The 24,660-nt window shown below is 39.4% G+C and carries 21 protein-coding genes; 5 read left to right on the plus strand and 16 right to left on the minus strand.

Annotated elements, in window-relative coordinates; genetic code table 11:
• Window positions 1–10 precede the first annotated feature (10 nt).
• From CWD91_RS03935 to CWD91_RS03975, 9 genes are all read right to left on the minus strand, one after another.
• Window positions 11–1,423: a BNR-4 repeat-containing protein gene (locus tag CWD91_RS03935; protein ID WP_103439613.1), complete on the minus strand. Its 1,413-nt coding sequence runs from the start codon at window positions 1,421–1,423 to the stop codon at window positions 11–13.
• Between the two features lie 5 nt (window positions 1,424–1,428).
• Window positions 1,429–1,878 carry a GNAT family N-acetyltransferase gene (locus CWD91_RS03940; RefSeq protein WP_103439614.1) on the minus strand — a complete coding sequence of 150 codons (450 nt, stop codon included), beginning with the start codon at window positions 1,876–1,878 and terminating at the stop codon, window positions 1,429–1,431.
• Window positions 1,879–2,412: 534 nt separating this feature from the next.
• Entirely contained in the window at window positions 2,413–3,000 is a 588-nt protein-coding gene (locus CWD91_RS03945) for a helix-turn-helix domain-containing protein (RefSeq protein ID WP_103439615.1), read from the minus strand.
• Window positions 3,001–3,691: 691 nt separating this feature from the next.
• Window positions 3,692–3,910, minus strand: coding sequence for a hypothetical protein (locus tag CWD91_RS03950; protein ID WP_103439616.1), 219 nt, complete (start codon window positions 3,908–3,910; stop codon window positions 3,692–3,694).
• A gap of 149 nt (window positions 3,911–4,059) precedes the next feature.
• Window positions 4,060–4,902 (minus strand): pseudouridine synthase, encoded by an 843-nt coding sequence (locus tag CWD91_RS03955; RefSeq protein WP_103439617.1) that lies wholly within the window; start codon window positions 4,900–4,902, stop codon window positions 4,060–4,062.
• 74 nt (window positions 4,903–4,976) lie between these two features.
• Window positions 4,977–5,882: a geranylgeranylglycerol-phosphate geranylgeranyltransferase gene (locus CWD91_RS03960; RefSeq protein ID WP_103439618.1), complete on the minus strand. Its 906-nt coding sequence runs from the start codon at window positions 5,880–5,882 to the stop codon at window positions 4,977–4,979.
• Between the two features lie 11 nt (window positions 5,883–5,893).
• Window positions 5,894–6,832: a mevalonate kinase family protein gene (locus tag CWD91_RS03965; RefSeq protein ID WP_103439619.1), complete on the minus strand. Its 939-nt coding sequence runs from the start codon at window positions 6,830–6,832 to the stop codon at window positions 5,894–5,896.
• Between the two features lie 66 nt (window positions 6,833–6,898).
• Window positions 6,899–7,102, minus strand: coding sequence for a four helix bundle protein (locus CWD91_RS22925; RefSeq protein WP_239985658.1), 204 nt, complete (start codon window positions 7,100–7,102; stop codon window positions 6,899–6,901).
• 180 nt (window positions 7,103–7,282) lie between these two features.
• Entirely contained in the window at window positions 7,283–8,365 is a 1,083-nt protein-coding gene (locus tag CWD91_RS03975; RefSeq protein WP_103439620.1) for a diphosphomevalonate/mevalonate 3,5-bisphosphate decarboxylase family protein, read from the minus strand.
• A 94-nt stretch (window positions 8,366–8,459) separates the two neighbouring features.
• Here CWD91_RS03975 and CWD91_RS03980 point away from each other — a divergent pair, with 94 nt between their 5' ends.
• A complete protein-coding gene (locus CWD91_RS03980) occupies window positions 8,460–8,933 on the plus strand; it encodes a TspO/MBR family protein (RefSeq protein ID WP_103439621.1) in 474 nt (157 codons plus the stop codon).
• Here the strand turns inward: CWD91_RS03980 and CWD91_RS03985 are convergent.
• A complete protein-coding gene (locus CWD91_RS03985) occupies window positions 8,930–9,475 on the minus strand; it encodes a DUF1697 domain-containing protein (protein ID WP_103439622.1) in 546 nt (181 codons plus the stop codon). The two genes, CWD91_RS03980 and CWD91_RS03985, sit on opposite strands and share 4 nt — an antisense overlap.
• A gap of 250 nt (window positions 9,476–9,725) precedes the next feature.
• On the opposite strand from CWD91_RS03985, the gene glpK reads away from it, so the two are divergent.
• Genes glpK through CWD91_RS04000 form a run of 3 tightly spaced genes read left to right on the plus strand, consistent with a single transcriptional unit; the run spans window position 9,726 to window position 12,849 of the window.
• Window positions 9,726–11,225, plus strand: coding sequence for a glycerol kinase GlpK (gene glpK / locus CWD91_RS03990; RefSeq protein ID WP_103439623.1), 1,500 nt, complete (start codon window positions 9,726–9,728; stop codon window positions 11,223–11,225).
• Window positions 11,226–11,243: 18 nt separating this feature from the next.
• A complete protein-coding gene (locus tag CWD91_RS03995) occupies window positions 11,244–11,972 on the plus strand; it encodes an MIP/aquaporin family protein (protein WP_103439624.1) in 729 nt (242 codons plus the stop codon).
• A gap of 13 nt (window positions 11,973–11,985) precedes the next feature.
• Complete coding sequence (locus tag CWD91_RS04000; RefSeq protein WP_103439625.1) at window positions 11,986–12,849, plus strand: glycoside hydrolase family 16 protein; 864 nt, start codon at window positions 11,986–11,988, stop codon at window positions 12,847–12,849.
• Here the strand turns inward: CWD91_RS04000 and CWD91_RS04005 are convergent.
• From CWD91_RS04005 to CWD91_RS04030, 6 genes are all read right to left on the minus strand, one after another.
• A complete protein-coding gene (locus tag CWD91_RS04005; protein ID WP_103439626.1) occupies window positions 12,839–14,125 on the minus strand; it encodes a BaiN/RdsA family NAD(P)/FAD-dependent oxidoreductase in 1,287 nt (428 codons plus the stop codon). The genes CWD91_RS04000 and CWD91_RS04005 overlap by 11 nt on opposite strands.
• Entirely contained in the window at window positions 14,125–14,814 is a 690-nt protein-coding gene (locus tag CWD91_RS04010; protein WP_239985643.1) for a glycerophosphodiester phosphodiesterase, read from the minus strand. The genes CWD91_RS04005 and CWD91_RS04010 overlap by 1 nt, the downstream gene beginning before the upstream one ends.
• A gap of 79 nt (window positions 14,815–14,893) precedes the next feature.
• The gene (locus tag CWD91_RS04015; RefSeq protein ID WP_103439628.1) at window positions 14,894–16,684 is read right to left on the minus strand and encodes an alpha-amylase family protein; all 1,791 of its coding nucleotides are present in this window, start codon (window positions 16,682–16,684) and stop codon (window positions 14,894–14,896) included.
• Window positions 16,685–16,894: 210 nt separating this feature from the next.
• Window positions 16,895–19,210: a glycoside hydrolase family 65 protein gene (locus CWD91_RS04020; RefSeq protein WP_103439629.1), complete on the minus strand. Its 2,316-nt coding sequence runs from the start codon at window positions 19,208–19,210 to the stop codon at window positions 16,895–16,897.
• Window positions 19,211–19,317: 107 nt separating this feature from the next.
• Entirely contained in the window at window positions 19,318–19,971 is a 654-nt protein-coding gene (pgmB, locus tag CWD91_RS04025; RefSeq protein ID WP_103439630.1) for a beta-phosphoglucomutase, read from the minus strand.
• 165 nt (window positions 19,972–20,136) lie between these two features.
• The gene (locus CWD91_RS04030; RefSeq protein WP_103439631.1) at window positions 20,137–21,156 is read right to left on the minus strand and encodes a LacI family DNA-binding transcriptional regulator; all 1,020 of its coding nucleotides are present in this window, start codon (window positions 21,154–21,156) and stop codon (window positions 20,137–20,139) included.
• A gap of 371 nt (window positions 21,157–21,527) precedes the next feature.
• Between CWD91_RS04030 and CWD91_RS04035 the strand changes: the two genes are divergently transcribed.
• Complete coding sequence (locus tag CWD91_RS04035; RefSeq protein ID WP_103439632.1) at window positions 21,528–24,650, plus strand: SusC/RagA family TonB-linked outer membrane protein; 3,123 nt, start codon at window positions 21,528–21,530, stop codon at window positions 24,648–24,650.
• The last annotated feature ends 10 nt before the right edge of the window (window positions 24,651–24,660 follow it).

Genomic DNA, 24,660 nt, shown 5'->3' on the forward strand with positions numbered 1-24,660 from the left:
CCTAATTTAATCATTTGATTTTAATGGGTTTTTGAAAATCTTCGGTCATATTATAGGGCAATTTCCAAATTTCACCCTTGAAATTTCCAAAATATAGTTCGGACTTACTTAGCTGGTGCGAATCTCCATCGGCCCAGAAAAATGAAAACGGGGCCTTGTAATTAACGGGCCTTCTCACATAGGAATGGCTAAAGGAACTAAACTGCGTTATGGTATTTATCTTTTTCCAGGTTTCTCCTTTATCCTTGGATTGCCAAATGGCCAGTTCACCGCCAACGCCCCATTCCTGGGGTCCTATTTCTGTGGGCCCAACAATTTTCCAGTCGTCTTCTCCAATAAAAAGGCTCCCCATATCATAATTGTGGTCGGAGGTGGTGATTAAAGTTGTTTGCCATTCTGCACCGTTCCATTTGGTAATGCACCATTCGTATGGGGCACTTTTGGGGCCGGGTTCATGGCCATTGCTTCTTATGTATAGGCAGGCGGGATCGCCTTCAGCTGTAAAACCCATATCTTTTAAATACAGGTTTTTGTTTTGGGAGGCATAATCCATCACTCTGGCGGGACTGGCTAGGTCCACAAGAGGGACTGGGGTATTTATGCCGTTTACAGTGGTCCAAGTGGTGCCAAAGTCGGCCGATTGTATATAGTACAGATCTGTCCTTTTATCTACGTTGCCATTGGGATGTCGGTTAAAAAAAGTTCCCAACACCTTGCCCTTATATAGATCAGAGGTCTGATAATGCCCTGATTTTTGACCTTCCTTTTCAGGGATAGCAGCGAGCAATTTATCTTCGGTCCAGGAGATGCCGTCCTTACTGGTTTCAAAATAGAGTTGACGGACTCCGGTATATTTTGTGAAAAATTGAAAGAAGCCAAAATCGGTATACCTGGGTTGTGGGTAGGTCATTTCCTCTTCTGTAATCTGAACAAATTCTTCAATGGAATATGGTGTCTTGCTTTTGTATTTATAACCTGGCCTTTGAGCACCCCGCCCACTAATGAATATCCAAATATACCCAGAGCCATCGATTAGAATGGAGGGATTGTCATGTGGATCGTCTATCCCATTTTTGTCATAGACGACCGTGGGTTTTGAGACCATTTCAGTTTTATGGTCGAACTCTCCGATCATACAAAGAAGGTGACGTTGGTCCTCTGCGGGAGTTCCTCCATACACGAAAAATGTTTTTTCAACTTCGGGGGCGTAAATAGCCAAGGGAACGTGTTTTGCGGTGTAGGTTCCCAGTGCTCCTGAGTATTTGTCCCCATATTCGTACTTCTGATTAAGTTCGAACCAAATACCCCTGTAACCGTTGATCTTTGTATTGGTCAAATCTTGGCCGAAGGCATTTCCACCTCCGAAAATAGTAAAAACCAGTACTAATAATTTGAGATTTCTTCCAGTGGTGTTGCTTATCATTTGTCTTATTTCGATTTGCTAAAACATATTTTTTTGATGTCCCCCTCACTGATGTATTCCCTTGTCTCCTGAAACCCAAACTTTTTATACAAGGCAATAGCAGGTGCATTTGCCCAACCTGTTTCTACAATAATAGTTTCCGAATTGTCATAATTTTCAAGAAAGTGTAACAGTTTACGGGCTATTCCCTGCCTGAAATAGTTGGGATGTACAACCAGGCTACAGATATCAAGAGTGTTTCTAGGTTGGTCTATTTCAGCTGCAGCGGCCAATACATCATCCTTCCACAAACCAAAAAATTGGGTGTTGCTATTTTGAAAATCGGTAGTAGTCCTTCTTAATGGAGGAAAATCCGACACACCCAGTAATTCAGCCTCAATGCGATAGGAAACTTGAAAAAGCTCATGAAGTTTTTTTGCATAGGAAATTTCGGAATGGGCTATTTTTTCGATCATTGACGTTTAAGTATGGCCTTAATTATGGAATACTGATCCCAATGAAATCTCTAATATAGCAATTCTTTGTTTCACGTTCGGGGTTCAAGGTTCAAAGATCAAAGTTGAATGTTCAAGGTTTAAAGTTGAATATTGTACGTCCCTGATATAGGTTGAACACTTTAAAGTTGAACGAAATAAAATTGTATTCAGTAGTATGAGGTGAATAGTAAACAGTGAACATTGAGTAAACAATTGCAACGCTGCACCGGCCTTGTGGAAGGTAAACTTACCTGACGGCTACGGCAGGTCCCTTCTAATATTAATTGGGACTTCCCAGATTGACCTCCCCCCGGCCCCCTCCCAAGGAGGGGGAGTGGAGGTTCTGAAAATCGTTTAAAGGATAGATTTGTTCCCATTCTTTGGGAGGAGGCTAGGGGGTGGACTTTATAGCAGGATGATTATCGTCATTGACTTTGCAATCTCTTAAATCACATAACAGATTGCCTCACTTTGATTAATTGACAAAAGTTTGGCCGGTTACCGGTTATCTTTTTATTTGAAAATTTTCAGTGCAGGTATATAGCTGTGTTTTTTATTTTTATAGACTCTAATAGTGCTTAATATTATTATTGTAATGTTATAAATGTAAAGGACAATTACTGGAAGGTATAATTTTAAGATACCTGCCGGTCCTACAATGGTATCTAAATATCCCATTATTACCCCCAACAATCCTGAGAATATTATAATGAAATATGAGAAAAGAAGGAGGCACCAAGTGATTTCGAAATTTAATATGGACTTTCCTAGCTCATTTACATCCTTGTATTTATCCTTCTTTAGAATCCAGAAAATTAAGGGAAGAATAATCCCTAAAATTGGGAAGAACAATAACCCCAATGCCGATAAACACATAAGGGTCAAATATCCTTTATCCTCGAGAATTATCCAGTCCAAAATTTCATCGGGAGAAGTATCCAATGCAATTGCCAGTCTTTTTAAAGTATCCCCCCGAGGTTCTGATTCGTTATTCTCTATTCTTTGAATAGTTCTTAGACTCAAACCGGACTCTTCGGCCAATAATTCTTGGGACAAACCTTTTCTACATCTCAATTCCTTAACTCGTTGCGATAAATTCATATTACTGTCTTTATTGTTTTAATTTGATGTAAAAGTAATCCCGGGTTATAATTTTAATAGCGTCGCTTGTATGACATATTTACGTCATTAATGTCAGACCCTTATTTGAGAGGCATTAAGAGGGAATGGTAAATAGTATTTCTCCAAAATCCAAAAATAGTCAATTACATTTTTTTTTGGACTACTTATTATAGACCCTAGTCTTGTTAAACTCGAAATGAAATGGATGGTATGTTAGTGCAATCGAGACCTATAAGGAAAGACCAATGGTTTGCGACTACCCGTCGTCCCATAAAAATGAGACTCTGTCGAATTGACTACAACGGACAATGAGGGTGGAGTCGTAACGAAGCATCTTCCACTACAAAAAAAGCAGATTGCTGCGCTGGACCTATTTAGAGGTTAGACAGGCCTCCCTATAGGCAGGCAAACTCGCAATGAAGGTAAAATGTCAGGTCGATCGCCGTTTCCAATAGGATAGATTTCTCCCAAGTCGTACCCTGATTTCGCGCCATGTTATCCTAGCGGATAAGGTGTGGAAAATATTGTGGTTATTTTTTTGGATAAACCATTCCGAAATCAAATTCAATGCCTTTTTGGAAATAACAAATGTATTTGATTCAATTAGCGTCCTAGATCGAGTATGGCCTTGATGGCTATAAACTATCCGAACTATTATGATTCCAAAGTGTTATTTCTTATTCACAGTATAGACACCCCCAGCAACCAAAAGTATACCCAATCCTAAATAGATATATCCCTGTTCTTTGCTCCCTTTATCTGAAACATCGAGTTCTATATCCAACACCTTTACAGAGGCCCCACTATTTTCTATTTTATTCAAACCTACATACCCTAAGGCGAGGCCACCAATAATTAGAAGGATCCCTATTACTTTTTTAGTATTCATAGTGGGTTATTTAATATTAAATATCAACAAAATTTTACGAACCGTAAAATAATGTCAACAACAAAATGCATTTACTATCGGGGTGATATGGAATTTGTTGCCAATGGGAGAAGTCGAATAATGGTTGAAATTAAAATAGGTATTAGACGCTATTTGATCATTCCTAAATTAATGACTTCCTGTTCGGTAAGGTGTCTCCAGTGTCCTCTTGGAAGGTCTTTTTTGGTGAGTCCGGCATAGACCACTCGATCCAATTTTACGACCTCGTACTCCAATTCTTCAAAAATACGGCGAACAATTTTGTTTCGGGTGCTCTTTAGTTCTATTCCTACTTCCCTTTTGGGAGCATTTTCAATAAAACTAATATCATCTACCCGTACAACACTGTCTTCAATTGAAATGCCTTCCTTGATCTTTAGGAGGTCTTCGCCCCTAAGATTTTTGTTAAGCTCTACGTGATATATTTTCCGAAGTCCGTTTTTAGGCTTTGTAAGTCGCTTCGTCATCTCGCCATCATTGGTAAACAATAAAAGACCTGTGGTACTTTTGTCCATTTTACCCACAACGGTAAGTTTGGATTTGGAGGCACTTGAAATAAGGGAGGCTACAGTTCTTCTTCCGTGCTCATCCTTGGGAGTGGTAACAAAATCCTTAGGCTTATTTAAAAGTACGTATTCCTTTTTCTCAGGATTCAGTAAACGACCGTCAAATTTTACTTCATCGGTCAGTTTTACTTTGTAGCCCATTTCGGTGATTGGCTTGCCGTTGACGGTGATGTTCCCTGCTGAGATGTAAATATCGGCATCCCTACGCGAACAAACTCCCGAATTGGCCACATAACGATTTAGTCGCATTACATTGGGGTCCGAAGGTGGCTGAACTTCCGTTTTCTTTCTTACCGGTGCGTTGCCCCTTGCATAACTTTTCTTTCTAAAAGTGCCACCCTGCCTTCCTGATGCCTTTTTGTCGTTATTGGAATCTGACCTACTCATAAGTACTATAATTTTTTGCAAAGGTAGCAAAGGAAATCATATGTATACGCTATTGTAGTGCTTATTAGTGATTCTTAGAAAATTCTGTTCAGTACAAGATCAACATTGATCAATAAAATACTAAATACTCCAAGTATGATGATCAATTTTAGAATGTTATGCAGCCAAACGTAGTGTTTTTTACTGTTGGATACTACCAAAAGAATTAAAAACCCCAAAAGTAAAAAGATACTGAATATAAAATAGAGGTACATATAGCCAACATCAAAATATTCGATCAAGAGAAACGAAGGGACCAAGGTAAGGCCTATCAAGATAGAAATACAGATCTTGGAAAATTTTGCACCATACAATATGGGGATGGTTTTATAGTTTTGGGCCATGTCCCCGGCCATATTTTCCAGATCTTTGATCATTTCCCTGGCCAATATCAACAGAAAAAGAAAAAGGGCATGGACAAAAATCACGGTATCAAAATTCTTGTAATACACAAAAACGGCAAAAAAGGGGGCAATGGCCAAGGTTGAGGAAACAAAATTGCCTAAAAACCGCACTCGCTTTAATTTGTGGGAATAGAACCAGATGCCAAAAATATAGGCAGAAAAGAATACTACGGCCTTAAAGGAAACATAACTGGCAAAGAATACCGAAAGAAAATTTAATACAAAATAGGTGGTGAGTTTGGTGCGCTGACTTACCAAGCGATCTAACATACTCTTTCGAGGCTTGTTGATAAGGTCTTTTTCTGCGTCGTAAAAATTATTGATGATATAACCTGCAGCTATTACCAAAGCCGAACTGAGTACGATAACGAACAGGTTGCCATCAAAAACAACTTTCCGGAGAGGTAAATGGGGCGCTAAAATATATATGGAGGCTAAGTACTGTGCCAAGGTGATCATAAGAATGTTGTACCCTCTAACCACAGAAAACAGGCTCAGGAACTTTAATAGCAAGAGCTTGTTTTTTCTACTAAGCATAGAGATTGCGTTTAGAAGTTATAAACCACTTCTAAATTATAGCCTTTCAGGGCTTTTTTTGCCTTATTGATGTCTTCGGTAAATCCTAGAATATAGCCGCCGCCGCCAGAGCCGCAGAGTTTTAAATAGTAGTCGTTGGTATCTATTCCCTGCTTCCATAGTTTATGGAATTCTACAGGAATCATAGGTTTAAAATTATCCAAGACCACATGCGATAACTGCTTTAAATTCCCAAAAAGGGATTTTACGTTCCCATTTATAAAATCTTCCACACAGGCATCGGTATGCTTAATAAACTGATCTTTCAGCATGGCCCGGAATCCTTCGTGTTTCATTTGCTCCATGAACAAATGTACCATTGGTGCGGTTTCCCCTGTGCTACCACTGTCCAACAGGAATACAGCTCCTTTGCCATCCATATTTTGGGATGGAATGCTGGTAGATTCTATATTGTCCTTGGAATTTATAAGAATAGGTAGGCTTAAATAACTGTTTAATGGATCGAGTCCGGAGGATTTACCATGGAAAAACGATTCCATTTTTCCGAAAATAGTCTTCAGTTTTAGAAGTTTTTCCCTAGTAAGATTCTCTAAAACGGTAATTTTTTCAATAGCATATTTGTCGTAGATGGCGGCTACCAAAGCGCCACTGCTCCCTACTCCATATCCTTGTGGAATGGAACTGTCAAAATACATTCCGTCGGATAGATCCCTATTTAGGGCCTCCAAATCAAAAGACACCAATTTGTGGTCTTTTAGTTGCAGGTTTTTTAAATATACAGCAAAGGCCTTAAGGCTAGCATTGGAATTCTTTGCTTCTTCAGAATCCTTGTTCTTGGATTTTAATGCGCCCTTAAAAAAATTATAAGGTATAGAAAGTCCTTTAGAATCTTTAATGATTCCATATTCCCCGAAAAGTAGGATTTTAGAGTAAAATAATGGTCCTTTCATTTCTTTAAGTTAAGAATAAATATTTAAAAATTAATATTTAAAAATTTATAATTATAGTTTCGATGATTACACAATACTCACCAATAACCTTAATATTTTTTCAATTTTTTCTTTAATAACCAAATACTCATCGGACTCTATATAGTCTGATTTGTATAAAAGTTCCAACCAATAATCCGTTTCATTCGCTTCTTTTAAGCCAATCGTCATTTTATTGGGGAAATCTACTTTACTGGTAGCAAATTCCGCCTCTCTTACATTAGCTACAATTGATGTGCCTTATTTTAATAGTTGTCTGGACATCACATATTCCTTATGGCCTGACACCAATTTTTTGTAGAGCACTACTACATCAATGGCAAAATCAAAACTTTTGGTTCTAATTGTATTTTCTTTCATTAATAATTAACGTAATATCTCACTATTAATTATTCATTTTCCATTTGGAAATTACAGCTTTTCCGCTCCTTTTCCAATTTGATCGCAAATATACTGACCGTTTTCGCAATATGCAACCAACTCATTACTAATAAATTGGTAAACCTTTTCTTTTTCATTTTCAGGATATAGTATATGCACATTGGCCCCGGCGTCCAATGTAAAACAGACATGGGTTTTGGAAGAGGTCCTGAAGGCCCATATTTTATTGATAATCTCCAGAGTATTGGGTTTCATCAACATAAAATAGGGCATGCTGGTCATCATCATCGCGTGCAAGGTAAGGGCTTCACTTTCCACGATTTTAATAAATTCCAATAAATTTCCTTCTTCAAAAATCGATTTTAATTTAGACAGATTTTTATGCGCTTGGTCGAACCGTTGTTCTGCAAAAGGATGATCGTGCATTAAATTATGGCCAAGGCTACTGCTCACCTGTTTGGATCCCTTGTCTACCAAAAGGATGGTATCCTGATAGTTCTTAAAGATCGGATGTATCTTGTACGGATATTTTATGGCATACAGATCGGAGCTGTTCAAAGTGTCCTTATGTACACCCCATTGCATTAAATCGCCTTCAATACTCCTGCAAGCGCTACCAGACCCCAATCGAGCCAAAAAGGAGGCTTTCTTTTTAAAAAAAATGGGGTTCATTTCTGGGTTTAACTCCTTTTCCAGTTCCATTAAACACAGCGCTAGGGCAGACATGCCACTGGCCGATGAGGCTATGCCACTGCTGTGGGGAAAGGAATTTGAGGTTTCTATGGTGAAATGATAGGCTTTTAAAAAGGGGAGATAAGGCTCGGCCCTTTTTAAAAACGCATTTATTTTAGGTTTAAAATCTTCTTTTGGTTTGCCCTCAAATAGGAGGTCGAACGAAAAGTCGGAAGTTTGGTTGTCCAATTTCTTATAGATAACCGTTGTTGTGGTGGCACAGGTATCCAAGGTAAAGCTGATGGATGGGTTGGCGGGAATTTGATGTTCCCTCTTTCCCCAGTACTTTACCAAGGCAATATTGCTGGGAGATCTATATGTAACTTTTCCTTCGGTTTTGTCTATGGTATACCCGGAAGGGATAAAGTCTTTATCGGTCATAACGGAATCAATTTGTGCAAAGATAGTTTTTAAGGAGTTTTGCTGTAGATCCTGTTAAAATAAATTGTTAATTTAGGGGATCAACAACCAACCTTTGAAAAAGCAACTTACTTATATCGGAATTTCTGTAGCAGTGTGCTTAACGATTGGATTTTTATCCAGTTTTGCTACGCAGTCCTCGGTAAATGGTTGGTATTTGGAATTGAATAAGCCTAGTTTTAATCCACCAAATTGGATTTTTGCCCCGGTATGGACCATACTCTATATTATGATGGGCATTGCCGCGGGGATTGTCTGGGCAAAGGGGTTTTATCATATTTGGGTGAAAACGGCCTTGTACCATTTCGGCATTCAATTGTTGTTCAATGCCCTTTGGAGTATAATTTTCTTTGGATTCAAAAATACGTTTGGGGCCTTGCTTGTGATTCTTACCTTATTAGTGTTATTGATCTTTACCATAAAATGGTTTAAAGTAGTAAGTAAAACGGCCGCTTATCTATTAATTCCTTATCTACTTTGGGTTTGCTTTGCTACTGCCTTGAACTATAAAATTTGGGAATTGAATTAATTTTTTTCTGCCATTTCCAGCAATTTCATCATAGTCCTGTGATTTCTGGTCGTGGCCTGCACTTTTAGTCTTTTTTCAAAGAAATTATTGTTGCATTTTGTATTGCCATAACCCTGGTCACAGCTGAGGTAGACGCAGTTATTTGAAATCACAAACCTTTCGTTCGGAAATTGTTCTTGTTGTAAAATATTGGTAAGTTCGTTGTTCGGGGCTTCCTGTAATAGCACATAATACCATTTTTTGGTCTCTAGGTCGCTGTGTTCCACAAAAGGGGATTGTTCTATAATTTCTTTCAATTCTATAAATGTCTTAGCCATTACGGGAACATCAAAGCCGAAAGTGGCTTTAATACCTTCTTTGATTATTTGCGATACTTTTATGGGCGAGGTTATATCACTGTTTATAACAATATTACCGCTTTGTATATAGCTACGCACCGAATAGAAATCCAAATTATCCAGCATCGTCCTTAAGTCGGACATTATAATTTTCTTCTGGCCGCTTACATTGATTCCCCTTAGTAAAATAATAAACGTTGTCATGATGTTCCAATTTTAAGAGCAGTCAATAAAAATAAGAATTTATGGACTGGGACGAAATTACTTTTTTAGGTAAAATACCTAGTGGCCTTTGTTGTTTTTAGGCCGTATTTATTTAAGCTCTTTGATCTGTATCCCGAAGAATTGGGAATAGGATTATTGTTGAAATCTTAGGGGGTCTATTTATTAATTTTTCAAAATTAGTGTCCATATTTTGTTATCTTGATACCCATTTCAAAAATTCACCACCCATATGGAAAAATATATACTAGCGTTAGATCAAGGTACAACCAGTTCCCGTTCAGTTGTTTTTGATAAAAAAGGCAATATTGTTTCGGTCTCTCAAAAAGAATTTACACAGTATTTTCCAAAACCGGGTTGGGTAGAGCATGACCCCTTGGAAATATGGTCGTCCCAAGTAAGTACGGCCGCAGAGGCGACAACCAAAAAGGGGATTTACGGGGCTGATATTGCAGCTATAGGGATTACCAACCAACGGGAAACAGTTGTTGTTTGGGAAAAGAAAACAGGAAAACCAGTATATAATGCCATTGTTTGGCAGGATAAGCGGACTTCCAATTATTGTGATGAATTAAAGAAGCAAGGAAAATCCAAGCTTATAAGGGAAAAGACCGGTCTCGTGATCGACTCCTACTTTTCAGGTACCAAGGTGAAATGGATCTTGGATAATGTGGAAGGTGCCAGAAAAAAGGCGGAAGCAGGAGACTTGATCATGGGAACCATAGATTCGTGGTTAATTTGGAATATGACCAAGGGGGAACTACATATTACAGATGTTACCAATGCCTCTAGAACATTGCTCTTTAATATAAACACCCTGGAATGGGATGATGAGTTATTGGAGCTTTTTACTATTCCAAAGAGCATGTTGCCCAAAGTGAAACAGTCCAGTGAAGTATACGGTAATACCAATCCCAATTTTTTTGCCAGTAAAATTCCCATTGCGGGAATTGCTGGTGATCAACAGGCGGCACTTTTCGGCCAAATGTGTACCAAACCGGGAATGGTTAAAAACACTTATGGTACCGGTTGTTTTATGTTGATGAACATTGGGGAAAAACCCATTGTTTCTGAAAACAATCTTTTAACCACCGTAGCGTGGACCATTAATGGAAAAACCCAATATGCTTTGGAGGGCAGTATTTTTATCGCGGGTGCCGTAGTTCAATGGTTGAGGGATAGCTTAAAGATCATTAAAAAATCTGAAGACGTAGAAAAATTGGCGGGATCTGTAAGCAGCACCGAAGGCGTTTATTTTGTGCCGGCCTTTGCAGGTTTAGGTGCGCCTTACTGGAACCAACATGCACAGGGAAGTATATTTGGGCTTACAAGAGGAAGTACGGATGCCCATATTGCTAGAGCGGCTGTAGAATCCATTGCCTTTCAGACCATGGATGTTTTAAAGGCTATGGAAGCAGATTCAAAAATTTCCATTAAGGAATTAAGGGTAGATGGAGGAGCAACCGTAAATAATATGTTGATGCAATTTCAGGCCGATGTCCTTAATACGGCAACGGTGCGCCCAAAAGTAATAGAGACCACTGTTATGGGGGCGGCTTATTTAGCTGGTTTGGCGGTCGGATTCTGGGAAAGTTTGGAAGAAATTCAGGAAATATGGCAAACCGATGTTAATTTTAACCCTACGACAGAGAGAAAAGATATTGAAAAAAATATCAAAGGCTGGTACCGGGCGATCGATGCTGTAGAATATTGGTCCAAACTAAACAATTAAATAAAAAACCAACTAAATATGACTCCATTTATTGCTGAAATCATGGGCACTTTTTTCCTGATCCTTTTAGGAGGCGGGGTAGTTGCCAACGTAATCCTTAATAAAACAAAATCTAATGATCTGGGCTGGATGGTGATATCTACCGGATGGGCACTGGCCGTGTACATTGGGGTGGTGGTAGCTGCACCATTTAGTGGCGCACATTTAAACCCGGCTGTGAGCATAGGCCTTGCTGTTGCCGAGAAATTTGATTGGGCATTGGTGCCCTGCTATGTATTGGCGCAATTTATTGGGGCCATGTTGGGTGCCTTGATAGTTTGGCTCTTCTATAAAGATCATTTTGATGTAACGGAAAACCAAGACACTAAAAAAGCGGTCTTTTGTACTGCTCCGGCCATAAGAAATCCCATTTCCAATCTTTTCAGTGAGGTGGTAGGTACTTTTACCTTGGTTTTTGTTGTGCTTTATTTTACGGACGCTACTATAACCGATACGGAAACGGTTATTGGCCTGGGGTCTTTAGGGGCACTGCCAGTAGCATTTTTGGTTTGGGCAATAGGGCTTTCCTTGGGAGGGACCACAGGCTATGCCATTAATCCGGCAAGGGATCTTGGCCCCCGAATAATGCACGCTATAATGCCCATTAAAGATAAGGGCGGAAGTGATTGGGGCTATGCTTGGATTCCCGTTTTAGGTCCAGTTATTGGAGCTATATTGGCCGCGTTGCTGATGTTGTTGTTGTCCTAAAGTTATTTGCTCTATGCAGCGAATGTACCTTATTTGTTTTAGTTTACTAATTGGCCTTCTGACAAGGTGTAATGAGGGGAAATTGGAAATTGAACAGTTGTCGGATGAACCGTATAAGTTGGTGTGGTCAGATGAATTTGATTTAGAAGGAAGCCCCGATCCTACTAAATGGAAACTTGAAAAAGGACTGCTTCGTAACCAGGAAGAACAATACTATACCGATAGCATTAAGAATGCCTACGTGGCCGGCGGTAATTTAATATTGCAGGGTCTGAATGAAGAAATTGCCAACGATAGTTTTGTGTCTGAGGAGGCTGAGGACTGGAGGGAAAATCAAGAATTTGCGAATTATACTTCTGCCAGCCTCACAACACAGGGCTTAGCTCAGTGGACTTATGGTAAAATTGATGTCAGGGCGAAACTGCCAAAAGGGGTGGGCGTATGGCCGGCCATTTGGATGTTGGGAGATAATGTTAGTGAGGTAGGCTGGCCCAAATGCGGGGAATTGGATATTATGGAACATGTCGGCTTTAACAAGGATTCCATATTTGGTTCTGTACATACAGAAACTTACAACCATACCAAGGGCACGGCTAAGGGGAAAGCAGTTTTTATTACAAAGCCCTACGATGAATTCCATATTTATTCCATTGAATGGACACCCGAGAGAATAGATTTCTTATTGGATGGCGAAGTATACCACTATTTTACCAATGAGGACGGAAACCTTGACGAATGGCCGTTTGACCAACCCTTTCATTTAAAATTGAATTTTGCCATTGGAGGAACTTGGGGCGGACAGCAAGGTGTGGATTCATCCATATTTCCACAGCAAATGATCGTAGATTATGTTAGGGTATATGAGTTTACTCAATAGCTATGGCTTGGGCGGCAATATATGCTCCAGTCCAAGCATTCTGAAAATTAAATCCGCCGGTAATGGCATCTATATTGATTACTTCCCCGGCAAAGAAGAGGTTGGGAAGAATTTTACTTTCGTAAGTTTTAAAATTGATTTCTTTCAGGTCTACCCCTCCGGCAGTGACAAATTCTTCCTTAAAGGTGCTTTTCCCATCTACATTAAACTTGGAATTCGTTAATTGCTTGGCTAAATTCTGTAATTGGTTTTTGGAAATATCTGCCCATTTATCGGTATCTGAAATGTCCGATGCTTTTACTAGGCTGATCCATAATCGCTTTGGAAGTTCGAACGCTTTGGTGCGAAGTACTGTTTTCTTACCTTCAATTTCCTTTATCTCATGAAGTTGACTAAGTACTCCTTCCTCATGATAGGCAGGAAGCCAATTTATTTTTATTGAAAATTTATAATTCAACTCATTAAGCAATTGAGCTCCCCAAGCCGATAGCCTTAAAATTCCAGGACCGCTCATCCCCCAATGGGTTATTAATAGGGGGCCTTCAGATTCTAGGTCCGATGGGTGGATGGCATATTTTTTTAGGGCCGCATTATATTTTCCATTATTTACCTTGGTTGGAATTATTTTGATACTGGCATTGGTGCTCACCCCCTGTATACCGGTAATTCTTTCATCCTTAATATTGAAGGTGAAAAGTGAAGGTACTGGTGGGATTATGGTATGCCCCATTCGTCTTAATAGCTCCCAAATTTTAGGATTGCTACCTGTGGCAACCAATATTTTTTTAGCTTTGTAGGTGTTTCGAATCGATTTAATTTCCCAGGAGTAATCGTCCTTCCCTTTATTCTTGTCCAGTGGTGTTATCTCAATAACGGAACTGTTCTTGAGCACTTTAATTCCAAGTCGCTCCGTTTCCCCAACAAAGCAGTCTATAATAGTTTGGGAAGAATTGGTCGAGGGGAACATTCTACCATCAGCTTCAATGTTCAATGTCACTCCCCGTTTTTCAAAGAAGGTCATGGTATCACCTGTACAATAGTTGTGGAACGGACCTAATAGTTCCCTTTCCCCCCTGGGATAATTTTTGGAAAGTTCTTTGGGGTCAAATTCGGCATGGGTAACGTTACAGCGCCCACCACCTGACACCTTAACTTTGCCCAGTACATCTTTGCCGCGTTCCAAGATTGCGACTTGTAATTTGGGGTTGGACTCCGCAATGTGTATGGCACCATAAAAACCTGCGGCACCTCCTCCTAGTACAATTACATCGAACATTAATTAATGCGTTCTGGGAAATTGGTGATGATGCCATCCACTCCCAATCGCTCTACCGCTTCAATTTCTTCTGGTTCATTAACGGTCCATGGGTAGATTTTGAATCCTGCTTTTTTCATCTCGTGAACGTTCTCCAAGGTCAAATCCTCAAAATAAGGGTTAATGGCGACTGCTCCCAATTCTTTGGCAATGTCCAAGGCTTCAAGCGGATCACCACTAATTAGGATGGCGATGGGCACTTGGGCATTCAGCTTTCGCATGGCCTGAAGTTCATCCCATCTAAAACTGGAAATAATGAATTTGTCGATAGGCCAACCTTTTTCCTTTATGTAGTAATTCATTATAAAGTTTACCCTGTCAGCCGTGTTGGATCCCTTTAGCTCAATATTTAATTGTACTTTTTTATCAATCACGTTCAAAACCTCTTGAAGGGTAGGAATTTTATGGTTGCCGACAAGCGTCAATTTCTGCAAGTCTTCAAAATTATAGTCCTCTATTTTTCCAATACTATCCGTAAGTCTTTCTACCTCGTTATCATGGAACACTACAGTTTCTCCACTTTTTATTTTAAAAACGTCGATCTCTATCATGTCCACACCAAGATCTATAGCTTTTTGTATGGATGCCAAGGTGTTTTCCGTTTCATGCCCCATGGCACCTCTATGGCCAATAACCAAGGGTTTGTTCATATTGTCACAACTTAAAATTAATAGTAAGAGGAATAATGATCCAACTAGTGATGGTGTTTTCATAATATAATGTGCTAATCTATTTTAAACTTAAAATTAAGGATTCCAATGGTTGTATATCTATTCTTATATGGCCAATTTCATTTATAACGATTAAGGATAGCTCCTTTTCTCTGAACAATTCGTCCTTTGTCTGGTAGGTTTTATTCTGCAGACCCCATTCCTGCACAATTTCCCTAGGCAATTTTAAATCGAATCCAAATGCCTGATGTGCATCAAAATTAGAAATAATTATTAGTTTTTCGTTTTTGGACCATCTTACAAAGGACAGGACGCGGTGATTGTAATATTCTGTATGCTCCTTGTTGTAAAAATGAATATCCCTATAGTTGCCCATCAAAGCACTACTGTTAACGGTGAATTTGAGCAAGTTCTTGTAAAATGTTCTAAGTTCTTTCTCTTTTGCCGATAATTGCCCTCCGTCAAATTTTTTATTGTTTACCCAGCGTTGAAAGTGGGGTACCCCAATATAATCGAAAATGGAAGTTCTACCGGGTGACCCAAATCCAGGACTTTCGGCGGCCGGTTCTCCTACCTCTTGTCCAAAGTAGATCATTGTAGGTGAGGTACTTATGGTTGTGGAAACCACCATGCCCGGTTTGGCATTATCGGCATTTCCTAAAAATTCCGGGCAGGAAAGGCGCTGCTCGTCATGATTCTCTAGAAAATGAAGCATCTGGTGCTCAATATCCATGAGTCCGTTTTGCACTACCGGTATATGGTCTGTCCACCCATGGCCCTGCATAATATGTTTTAAGGAATCATAAAATTCCACCTTGTCATATAAATAGTCCATTTTCCCTTTAAAGATATAATCCCGGTATAACTGTGGATTATATACTTCTGCCATTAAAAATGCATTTGGATTTTTCATTTTTATGGACGAATTCATAAAGCTCCAGAATTCAACTGGAACCATTTCAGCCATATCATAACGAAATCCATCCACTCCCAGGTCCAACCAGTAGAGGGCAATATCCCTAAATTTTATCCAGGAATCGGGTACAACTCTATTTTTCCAGAACTCAAAATGTTCAGAAAAGTCTTTATGGCCAAAGTCTTCTGGTAGCGATTCAAAATCCCTATGTCCGTCGGGGCTAATTCCGTAATTTATTTTTACAGTCTCATACCAATCATTAAAATCGGGCTTGGGTAAACGGGACCCATTTCCAGTCCATTTGGCGGGAGTTTCGGTAAATTTGTTGTCGGCCAACTTATTTTGCGCTCCACCTAATGGCAAGTAGCCGTCTCTCCAATCCGGGACTGTAAAGGACTTTCCGGGATTGTAATAGAAATTGTTGTTCTTGTCATAGACCACATTTGTATTGTCTTTGGCCCCAAAATCTACCACCCCTTTGGGATTATTTTTTCCATCGTATTTTCTGGCGACATGATTTGGAACAATATCTATGATAACTTTTAAATCCGCTTTATGGCTCCTCGTAATTAAGGATTTGAACTCCGCTAATCTATTTTTGGGATTATGTGCCAAATCTGGATTAACACTGTAATAATCCTTAACGGCATAAGGTGAACCCGCTCTGCCCTTAACAATGTCCGGGTCGTCGTTGGAGATGTCGTACGCGGTATAATCCCTAACTAGGGCGTGATGTGGAATACCGGTATACCAGATATGGGTTACTCCCAAATCCTTAATTTCATTTAAGGCTTTTTGCGTGAAGTCACGAAATTTGCCCACTCCATTTTCTTCTATGGTGCCCCAAGGTTTATTGGTGGTATTGGTATTGCCGAATAATCTGGTAAATACTTGATAAACTACTGCTTTTCGAATTTCAGTGGTCTGTTTCATTTTATGCTTCTTTTCTGGAATAAAAGCTACTTAGGTGTTATTAGGCTTTTCTATGCAATAATGATACATGTTTTTGGAATTAGTGTTAATTTTTTAATAATTTTTTTCCGGTGACCTCCTTTTGTCACAATTTATTTAAGTTTTCTGTAAAACAATCCCAATAGTGCATTTTTTGAATCATTCTTGGGATTGGTTTTTATTGCTAAAGGACTAAGTAGCGGATGAATGGTTTTTTTTACCTGCAGTTAATACCACCCGCTTTCCATTCACCCGAATAGACATTTCGTCCGTGCCTTCGAGGTCGAAGGTAGTTTCGTTTTCAGTAACCATGACCTTTAAAATTCTATTCCTAAAATTCACCTTGAAAGAGTAGGATTTCCATTCCTTTGGTATTCTTGGGGTAAAGGATAATTTATCATCAGAAATTCTCATGCCCCCAAAACCTTCCACTATGCTCATCCATGTACCTGCCATTGAAGTAATATGGAGTCCTTCTTCTACTTCCTTGTTATAATCGTCCAAATCCAATCTGGAAGTGCGTAGATAGAAAGTATATGCTTGGTCCATTCTGTTCAATTTTGCTGCCTGAATGCTGTGAACGCATGGGGATAAGGAAGATTCGTGAACCGTAAAGGGTTCGTAAAAATCGAAATGCTTTTCCAGTTCTTCGGTGGTAAAATGGTCTTCAAAGAAATAGAATCCTTGTAGGGTATCTGCCTGTTTAATATATGGTGATCTTAGTATTCGGTCCCAACTCCATTTCTGATTAATGGGGCGATTTTTTTTGTTCAATTCCTTGACTGGGATAAGTTCTTTGTCCAAAAAGCCATCTTGTTGCAAATAAATACCCAATTTTTCATCATAGGGGAAGTACATTTTTTTTGCAACCTTGCTCCAGGCTTTGGTCTCCTTTTCTGAAAGTTTGGTTACCCCTATGATTCTATGATAATCATCCGGGTAGCCCTCTTTTACCCTTTGTAGTTCCTGTAGCGCATAATTAATGCACCATTTTGCAATATAATTTGTGTACCAGTTGTTGTTTACATTGTTCTCGTATTCATTGGGACCGGTGACCCCTAGAATTACATATTTGTTTTTTTGGGTAGAAAAGGTAGCTCTTTGATGCCAAAATCGGGCTATCCCTATCAAGACTTCCAGTCCCATTTCAGGGATGTAGGTATAATCTCCCGTAAACCGGTAATAATTGTATATAGCAAAGGCTATGGCACCATTTCGATGTATTTCCTCAAAGGTTATTTCCCACTCGTTATGGCATTCTTCACCGTTCATGGTGACCATGGGGTATAGGGCCGCCCCATCTACAAACCCTAATTTACGGGCATTTTCAATGGCCTTTTCCAAATGGTTGTACCTATACGTAAGTAAGTTTCTTGCCACTTTTTTATTTTTGGTGGCCATGTAAAATGGAATGCAATAGGCTTCCGTATCCCAGTAAGTACTACCGCCATATTTTTCCCCTGTGAATCCCTTTGGCCCAATATTGAGTCTGGAATCCTTCCCCAAATAGGTTTGGTTTAAATGAAAAATATTAAATCGGATTCCCTGTTGTGCCCTTACATCCCCTGCGATCATAATATCGCTCATCTCCCATATTTTGGACCATGATTTTTTTTGTAGCTCCAATAGGGCTTCAAAACCTAATTCAATGACCTTTAGCAAAACTTTTTTGGCAGCTGAGATCAATTCACTGGACTTATGGTTTGTGGAGACGGTATAACCGCCAAATTTAATCAGCGTAAGGGTTTCACCTTTTTTAATATCCTTCTTAAAGTGATGTACTATAGTAGTCTCTGAAGTTGCTTCTAAAGGTTTCTCCTTTACCATTTTATTATTATGGTACAACCTGGACTCCATAAAAGTGCAGGTAGCGAAATTGGTCTTCATGGTATGGGCCTCAATAAACGCCTGAAAACCTTCCGATGAAACGCCGGTAGTGTTCCAAAATTGATCATCCCAATTGGTGTCCTCATTGGTAATTCCACTATCTATATAAGGGTGAAAAGCTATGGATGCATCTTGATGAATAGGAGTAATTTCATATTTAATGGCACCCACTTCATCATGGTCCAAACTTAGGAATCGGGTAATCTTTACCTCCAAAACGGCATCATTGGGCAAGGTTGCCCTAAAACTCCGTGTATACCATCCTTCCTGCATATTTAATTCCCTACGAAAATTCGCTACATTTTTACAAGTATTTAGATCCAGAGTTTCCCCATTGATAAGAACATTTATTCCGATCCAATTTGGAGCGTTCAAAACCTTTGCAAAATACTCGGGATAACCATTTTTCCACCAGCCTACCCTTGTTTTGTCTGGGTAATATACTCCGCCGATATAGCTTCCTTGAAAAGTGGGGCCCGTATATTTTTCTTCAAAATTGGCACGTTGACCCATGGCACCGTTCCCAAGACTGAATAAACTTTCTGAGGATTTTACCCTGTCCTTTTCAAATCCTTCTTCAATAATAGACCAGTTGTCCGGCTTTATATAATCTTGATTCATTATAGTGGTATTTCTACGTTATAGTAATAGGTGTATGGTCGTTTTCTGTTGTTTTCAATCCAGAAATTACCAAATTAACCAAATATTGTCAATGTTCACCCCAATCTTTATTCCAGAAGACGATTTATGAATGTAACATCCATTTCCGTAAAATTTGAAAACACGAATTTTGCCTTGGAAAGCACCTTTTCCTGCCCTATACCAATGCTCAACATTCCCGCATTATTGGCGGCCTCAATTCCTGCAACTGCGTCTTCAAAAACTACGCAATCTTTGGGGCGTACCCCCAATTGTTCTGCGGCTATTAAAAAAACTTCTGGATCGGGCTTGGCTTTGGTTACATGGGTACCGTCAACAATGACATCAAAATAATCCATTAATTTTACCTTTTCCAAAATAGGTATGGCATTTTTACTTGCCGATCCTAGGGCAATGGGCATGTTATTCTTTTTGAGAAGCGTAAGTACTTTTTGGACATCTGGCAAGATTTCCGATTCATCCATTTTTTCAATAAGGGACAAGTAATCCTCATTTTTTTCTACCAACCATCTGTTAAATTGTTCCTGCGAAGTTTTGATGCCTCCAATTTCAAGAAGGATTTCCAGGCATCTTTTTCGACTTACCCCTTTAAAAAGTTCGTTTTGTTCTTGGGTAAATTCAAAGCCCAATGCATTGGCCAATTTTCTCCAGGCCAGATAATGATATTTGGCAGTATCCACAATAACTCCATCCAAATCAAATATAAATCCTGTTTTTTTCATCATTTAAGTTATCAATTGCAACTGGGCAGGGCTAAAAAATAAATTTTTAGATTGTGGAATTTTCGATTATTGGGGGTCAAATTATTGTTAACCAGTTATAGGTGTGCTTCAATAATTGGGCGATGCTTTTTTTACTTCCAACTTCCAAATGTAATATTGTAAAATCTAATTTATAGTAGATCCCCGTTCTATTAAGGTGGGCTCCAAAACCCTTGTGATGTAGGTTTCCTCCTCCAACTCACTTTCGACTTTTTCAATGAGCATTTCCGCCGCTATTTCTCCCATATGTTCGCCATGTTGGGCCACAGCTGTTAAACCGGGTGAGGCGTATTTGGACAAAAGGCCATCCGTAAAACCAATAAAGGAGATATCTTCAGGTATTTTCAAGCCTTTGCTTTGCACCAACCGCATACTGTGAATGGCAAAAATTTCATTCACACTCAATACGGCGTCTACTTTTTCGCGATTAAAAAAATCTTCGATCACATTTTCGTCAATCGTCATGGAAGGAAATTTCAGGATCAAATCTTCGTTATAGGCAATGCCATTATCGGACAAGGCCTCCCGATACCCTGCAGCTCTCTCCCTACTAACACTAAAATAGTCCTCTGTAGTGATCAAGGCTATTCTTTTTCTGCCGTCTTTTATAAATTTGGTTACTGCGTTGTAGGCGCCTTTTTTATCATTTATAATTACCTTGTCACATTTTATATCTTCCGTGACACGGTCAAATAAGACCAATGGAATTCCCTGTTCGGTAACTTCCTTTAAATGGTTATAGTCGTTCTTTAATTGTGTGCCTGCAGAGAGGGCCATTATAAATCCGTCTATGCTTCCATTGGCCAACAATTCCATATTGATGACTTCCCTGTCGAAAGATTCGTCGGAGACACATACAATGACATTATAACCTTTGGCATTGGCGTATTTTTCGATACCTCTAAACACCGTAGTAAAAAAGTGATGGACGATATCCGGAATAATTACCCCAATATTTTTGGTGCGCTTGTTCTTTAAGCTGATGGCAATATTGTTGGGCTTGTAATTATATAATTTTGCAAAAGCCTGGACTTTCTCCTTGGTGTCCGATCCAATTTCCTCACTATTTTTTAATGCTTTGGAAACCGTAGAAATGGAAACCCCTAATTCCCGTGCAATGTGTTTGAGGGTTATTTTCTTTTTCAAAGGTGAATTTTTTTCAAGGTGAATATACTACTAAAAATCCAAATGCATTTGGACCTTTTTGGCTCAAATATGAATTATTAAAATTAAAAGTGTAAAAATAATACAATGATTTTAGGAGTAAGGCCAAATACAGATAAAAGTTAAAATAGTATTGAATTTAGTCAAAATACCATTATATTTAAAAAAGATGTATATTCGTACAAAGTTTGGCAATTGCGATAATGAAAAAATTGAAAGCTACTAAAACGTTTTCGGTATTATTTCGGCGTTAAAAACAGGAATATAACAAAATATTGGAATTAGAACATTTATCTTCGAAACAGGAACTTTAAACTCAATTTATTAACTAACTCAATTAAATCTATTAATTTATGAAGCTTAAATTACTCAAAAGCCTTTTGCTTTTTGGAACATTTTTATGTTTTGGGATTGCATCGGCGCAAGAGGTGTCAGGTACGGTATCTGATGCTACTGGGCCCTTACCGGGAGCCAGTGTAGTGGTTAAAGGAACCACAAACGGAGCACAAACAGATTTTGATGGCAATTTCACTATTAGTGATGTGGCCGCAGGCTCAACCCTAGTATTTAGCTATATTGGCTATAAAACACAAGAGGTGGCGGTAAGTAACCAAACCACTCTTAATATTATAATGGAGGAAGATGCTCAGGCATTGGCCGAAGTTGTGATTATTGGTTATGGTACTACGACTATAAAGGATGCTACAGGTGCTGTTTCAGCAGTAACCTCAGAAGACTTTAACGGAGGCGTTATTTCCTCCCCCGAACAATTAATTCAAGGTAAAACGGCCGGTGTTCAGATTTCCCAAGGTAGTGGGGAACCAGGTTCAGGAGTTTCTATCAGGATTAGGGGTACATCCTCTGTTAGGTCCAACAACGATCCATTATTTGTGGTTGATGGAGTCCCACTTCCTTCGGGAGGTAGTTCCTCTGAAGGAACCGACATAGGCGTAGGTTCTAGTTCTGCTAGAAACCCACTTAGCTTTTTGAATCCAAATGATATAGAAAGCATGAGTATCCTAAAGGATGCTTCCTCAACGGCCATTTATGGTTCTAGAGGTGCCAATGGAGTAGTTATCATTACTACCAAGAGTGGTAAGGGTGGTGCTCAGGGAGGTACTTGGGAGTTTTCTTCAGATCTAAGTTTTTCATCACCGTCCAATGAATTTGATTTATTGAATAGGAGCGAATTCCTATCTGCTGTTTCTGCCTTTGGTGGATCTGCCACAGATTTAGGGAATGATACGGATTGGCAATCATTGGTCACCAGAAATTCATCTTCGACCAATAATAACCTTGCCTATTCCCAGAATTATGGTTCAGGTAACGTACGGGCAACTTTTAACTACGGTAAGCAGTTTGGGATAGTACCAAAATCCTCTCAGGAGAGGGTCACTGGTAGAATTAATCTTACCCAAAGATTGTTTGATGATAAGTTAAGGTTGGATTTGCAAAGTACCATTTCCCGTGTAAATGACGAGGCACCACCTTTAAGTGGTAGTGCAGGGTCTACTGGGGATATGTTGGGTTCTGCCTACTCCGCCAACCCTACTTGGCCAGCTAATAGCACATTCAACCCGGGAGATAGAATCAACCCTTTGAATTTGCTGCAAAACTGGCAAAGTTTAACTTACACCGATCGATTTCTGATCAATTTTTCGGCCTCCTACGATATTGTGGAAGACTTAACGGCTAAGGTTACCGTGGGGTATGATAAATCCGAATCAACACGTGAGGCTGAATTGGGGAGTAAATCCTTTAATGTGGGCCGTGGTGCTGGTGGTAATGGTAGAGGTGCACTTAACGATCTTAACCTAGAGAATAGGTTACTGGAACTAACCTTGAACTACAAAAAAGACTTTGGTAATTCAGTATTGGAGGCATTAGGTGGTTTTTCTTACCAAGATTTTAATACCCAAGGTAGAAATGTCGAAGGTTGGGGTTATGGAACTTCAAATTTGAACAATATGGCCAGGGACTTAACAAACGCGGCCAGTAAGTTGGAATCTATGATTACAGGCTCCTACCAGCAGTATGGGTATTCTTCTGGAGGTGATGCCGATCTTTTTGTAAACAGACTTTTCCCAACACCGGTTTCAGATCGTCTTGGAGAAGTAAGTATTCCAGTAAAATCTGTTTTCACCAATACTTTTGATAATACAGATGAACTGCAATCCTTTTTTGCCCGTGCCAATTACAGCATAGCAAGTAAGTATCTATTTACTGCAACAGTTAGGGCCGATGGTTCGTCCCGTTTTGGTGAAAATAACCGTTATGGTATTTTCCCTTCTGCAGCTTTTGCATGGAAAATCAATGAGGAAGATTTCATGGGCGATGCCATGTCTACCCTAAAGCTTAGGTTAAGCTACGGTATTACTGGTAACCAGGATGGTTTAGGTTATGGTAGGTTTGCGAGAAGGGAGCGATATTCCACAACTACAAATGGAGACCCAAACATTGGTGATGGTGGGGCAGTAAGTGTGCCTGGAATTACGACAGTGGAATTTGCGAATCCCGATTTAAAATGGGAAGAAACTACACAGTATAATGCAGGTCTGGATTTTGGATTTGGCAATGATCGCTTTAGTGGGTCAATTGATGTATACCGAAAGGAAACGCGGGATTTGTTGCTGAATATAGAAGCAGCACAACCTTCGCCACAGCCTACTTTTTTCCAAAATTTGGATGCAGTAGTATTAAACCAAGGAGCTGAATTTTCCCTTAACTATGATATTTTACAGGGTGATGATTTTGGTTGGAATGCTGGTTTTAATGTTTCCTACAACAAAAACGAAATCACCGATTTTGATGGGGAGATTGCCGCGGGAACTATTCGAGGTGCGGGATTGTCCAACGCCTTTGCGCAGCGCTTGGCTTCGGGACAACCTTTGTATTCCTTTTACTTAAGGAAGTTTACGGGCTTCGATGCTAACGGGAACCCTGTTCATGAAGGTGGTGTTGATAATCAACAGTTTGTGGGTAAGAGTGCCCTTCCGGATATCACAGGTGGTTTCTCTACTTCTGCCAATTATAAAAATTGGTCTGCATCAATGTACTTCAATGGTCAGTTTGGAAACTATATATACAACAATACTGCCAACGCCTTTTTTACTGGAGGTGCTATTGGTAGTGGAAATAACGTAACACAGAATGTTGTGGAATTGGCGGGACAGGAAGGTAGATTTGCTGAAGCCTCGGTTTCAACAAGATTCTTGGAAAAAGGAGATTTTGTAAGATTGCAGACTGCATCCATTTCCTATGACGTTCCATTAAAGGAAGGTTTGTTCAAGTCTATGAGACTAAGTCTTACAGGTCAGAACCTTTTCGTGATTACCGATTATAGTGGTCTTGACCCAGAAGTTAGTGTTGCGCCAGCAAGTGCAGCCCTGCTCAATGGTTTGCCTATTGCCGGGATCGACTATAGCGCATTTCCAAGACCAAGAACATATACATTAGGATTTAACGTAACTTTTTAATCATAGCATT

The organism is Arenibacter hampyeongensis, from assembly GCF_002909255.1.
GTDB lineage: Bacteria > Bacteroidota > Bacteroidia > Flavobacteriales > Flavobacteriaceae > Arenibacter > Arenibacter hampyeongensis.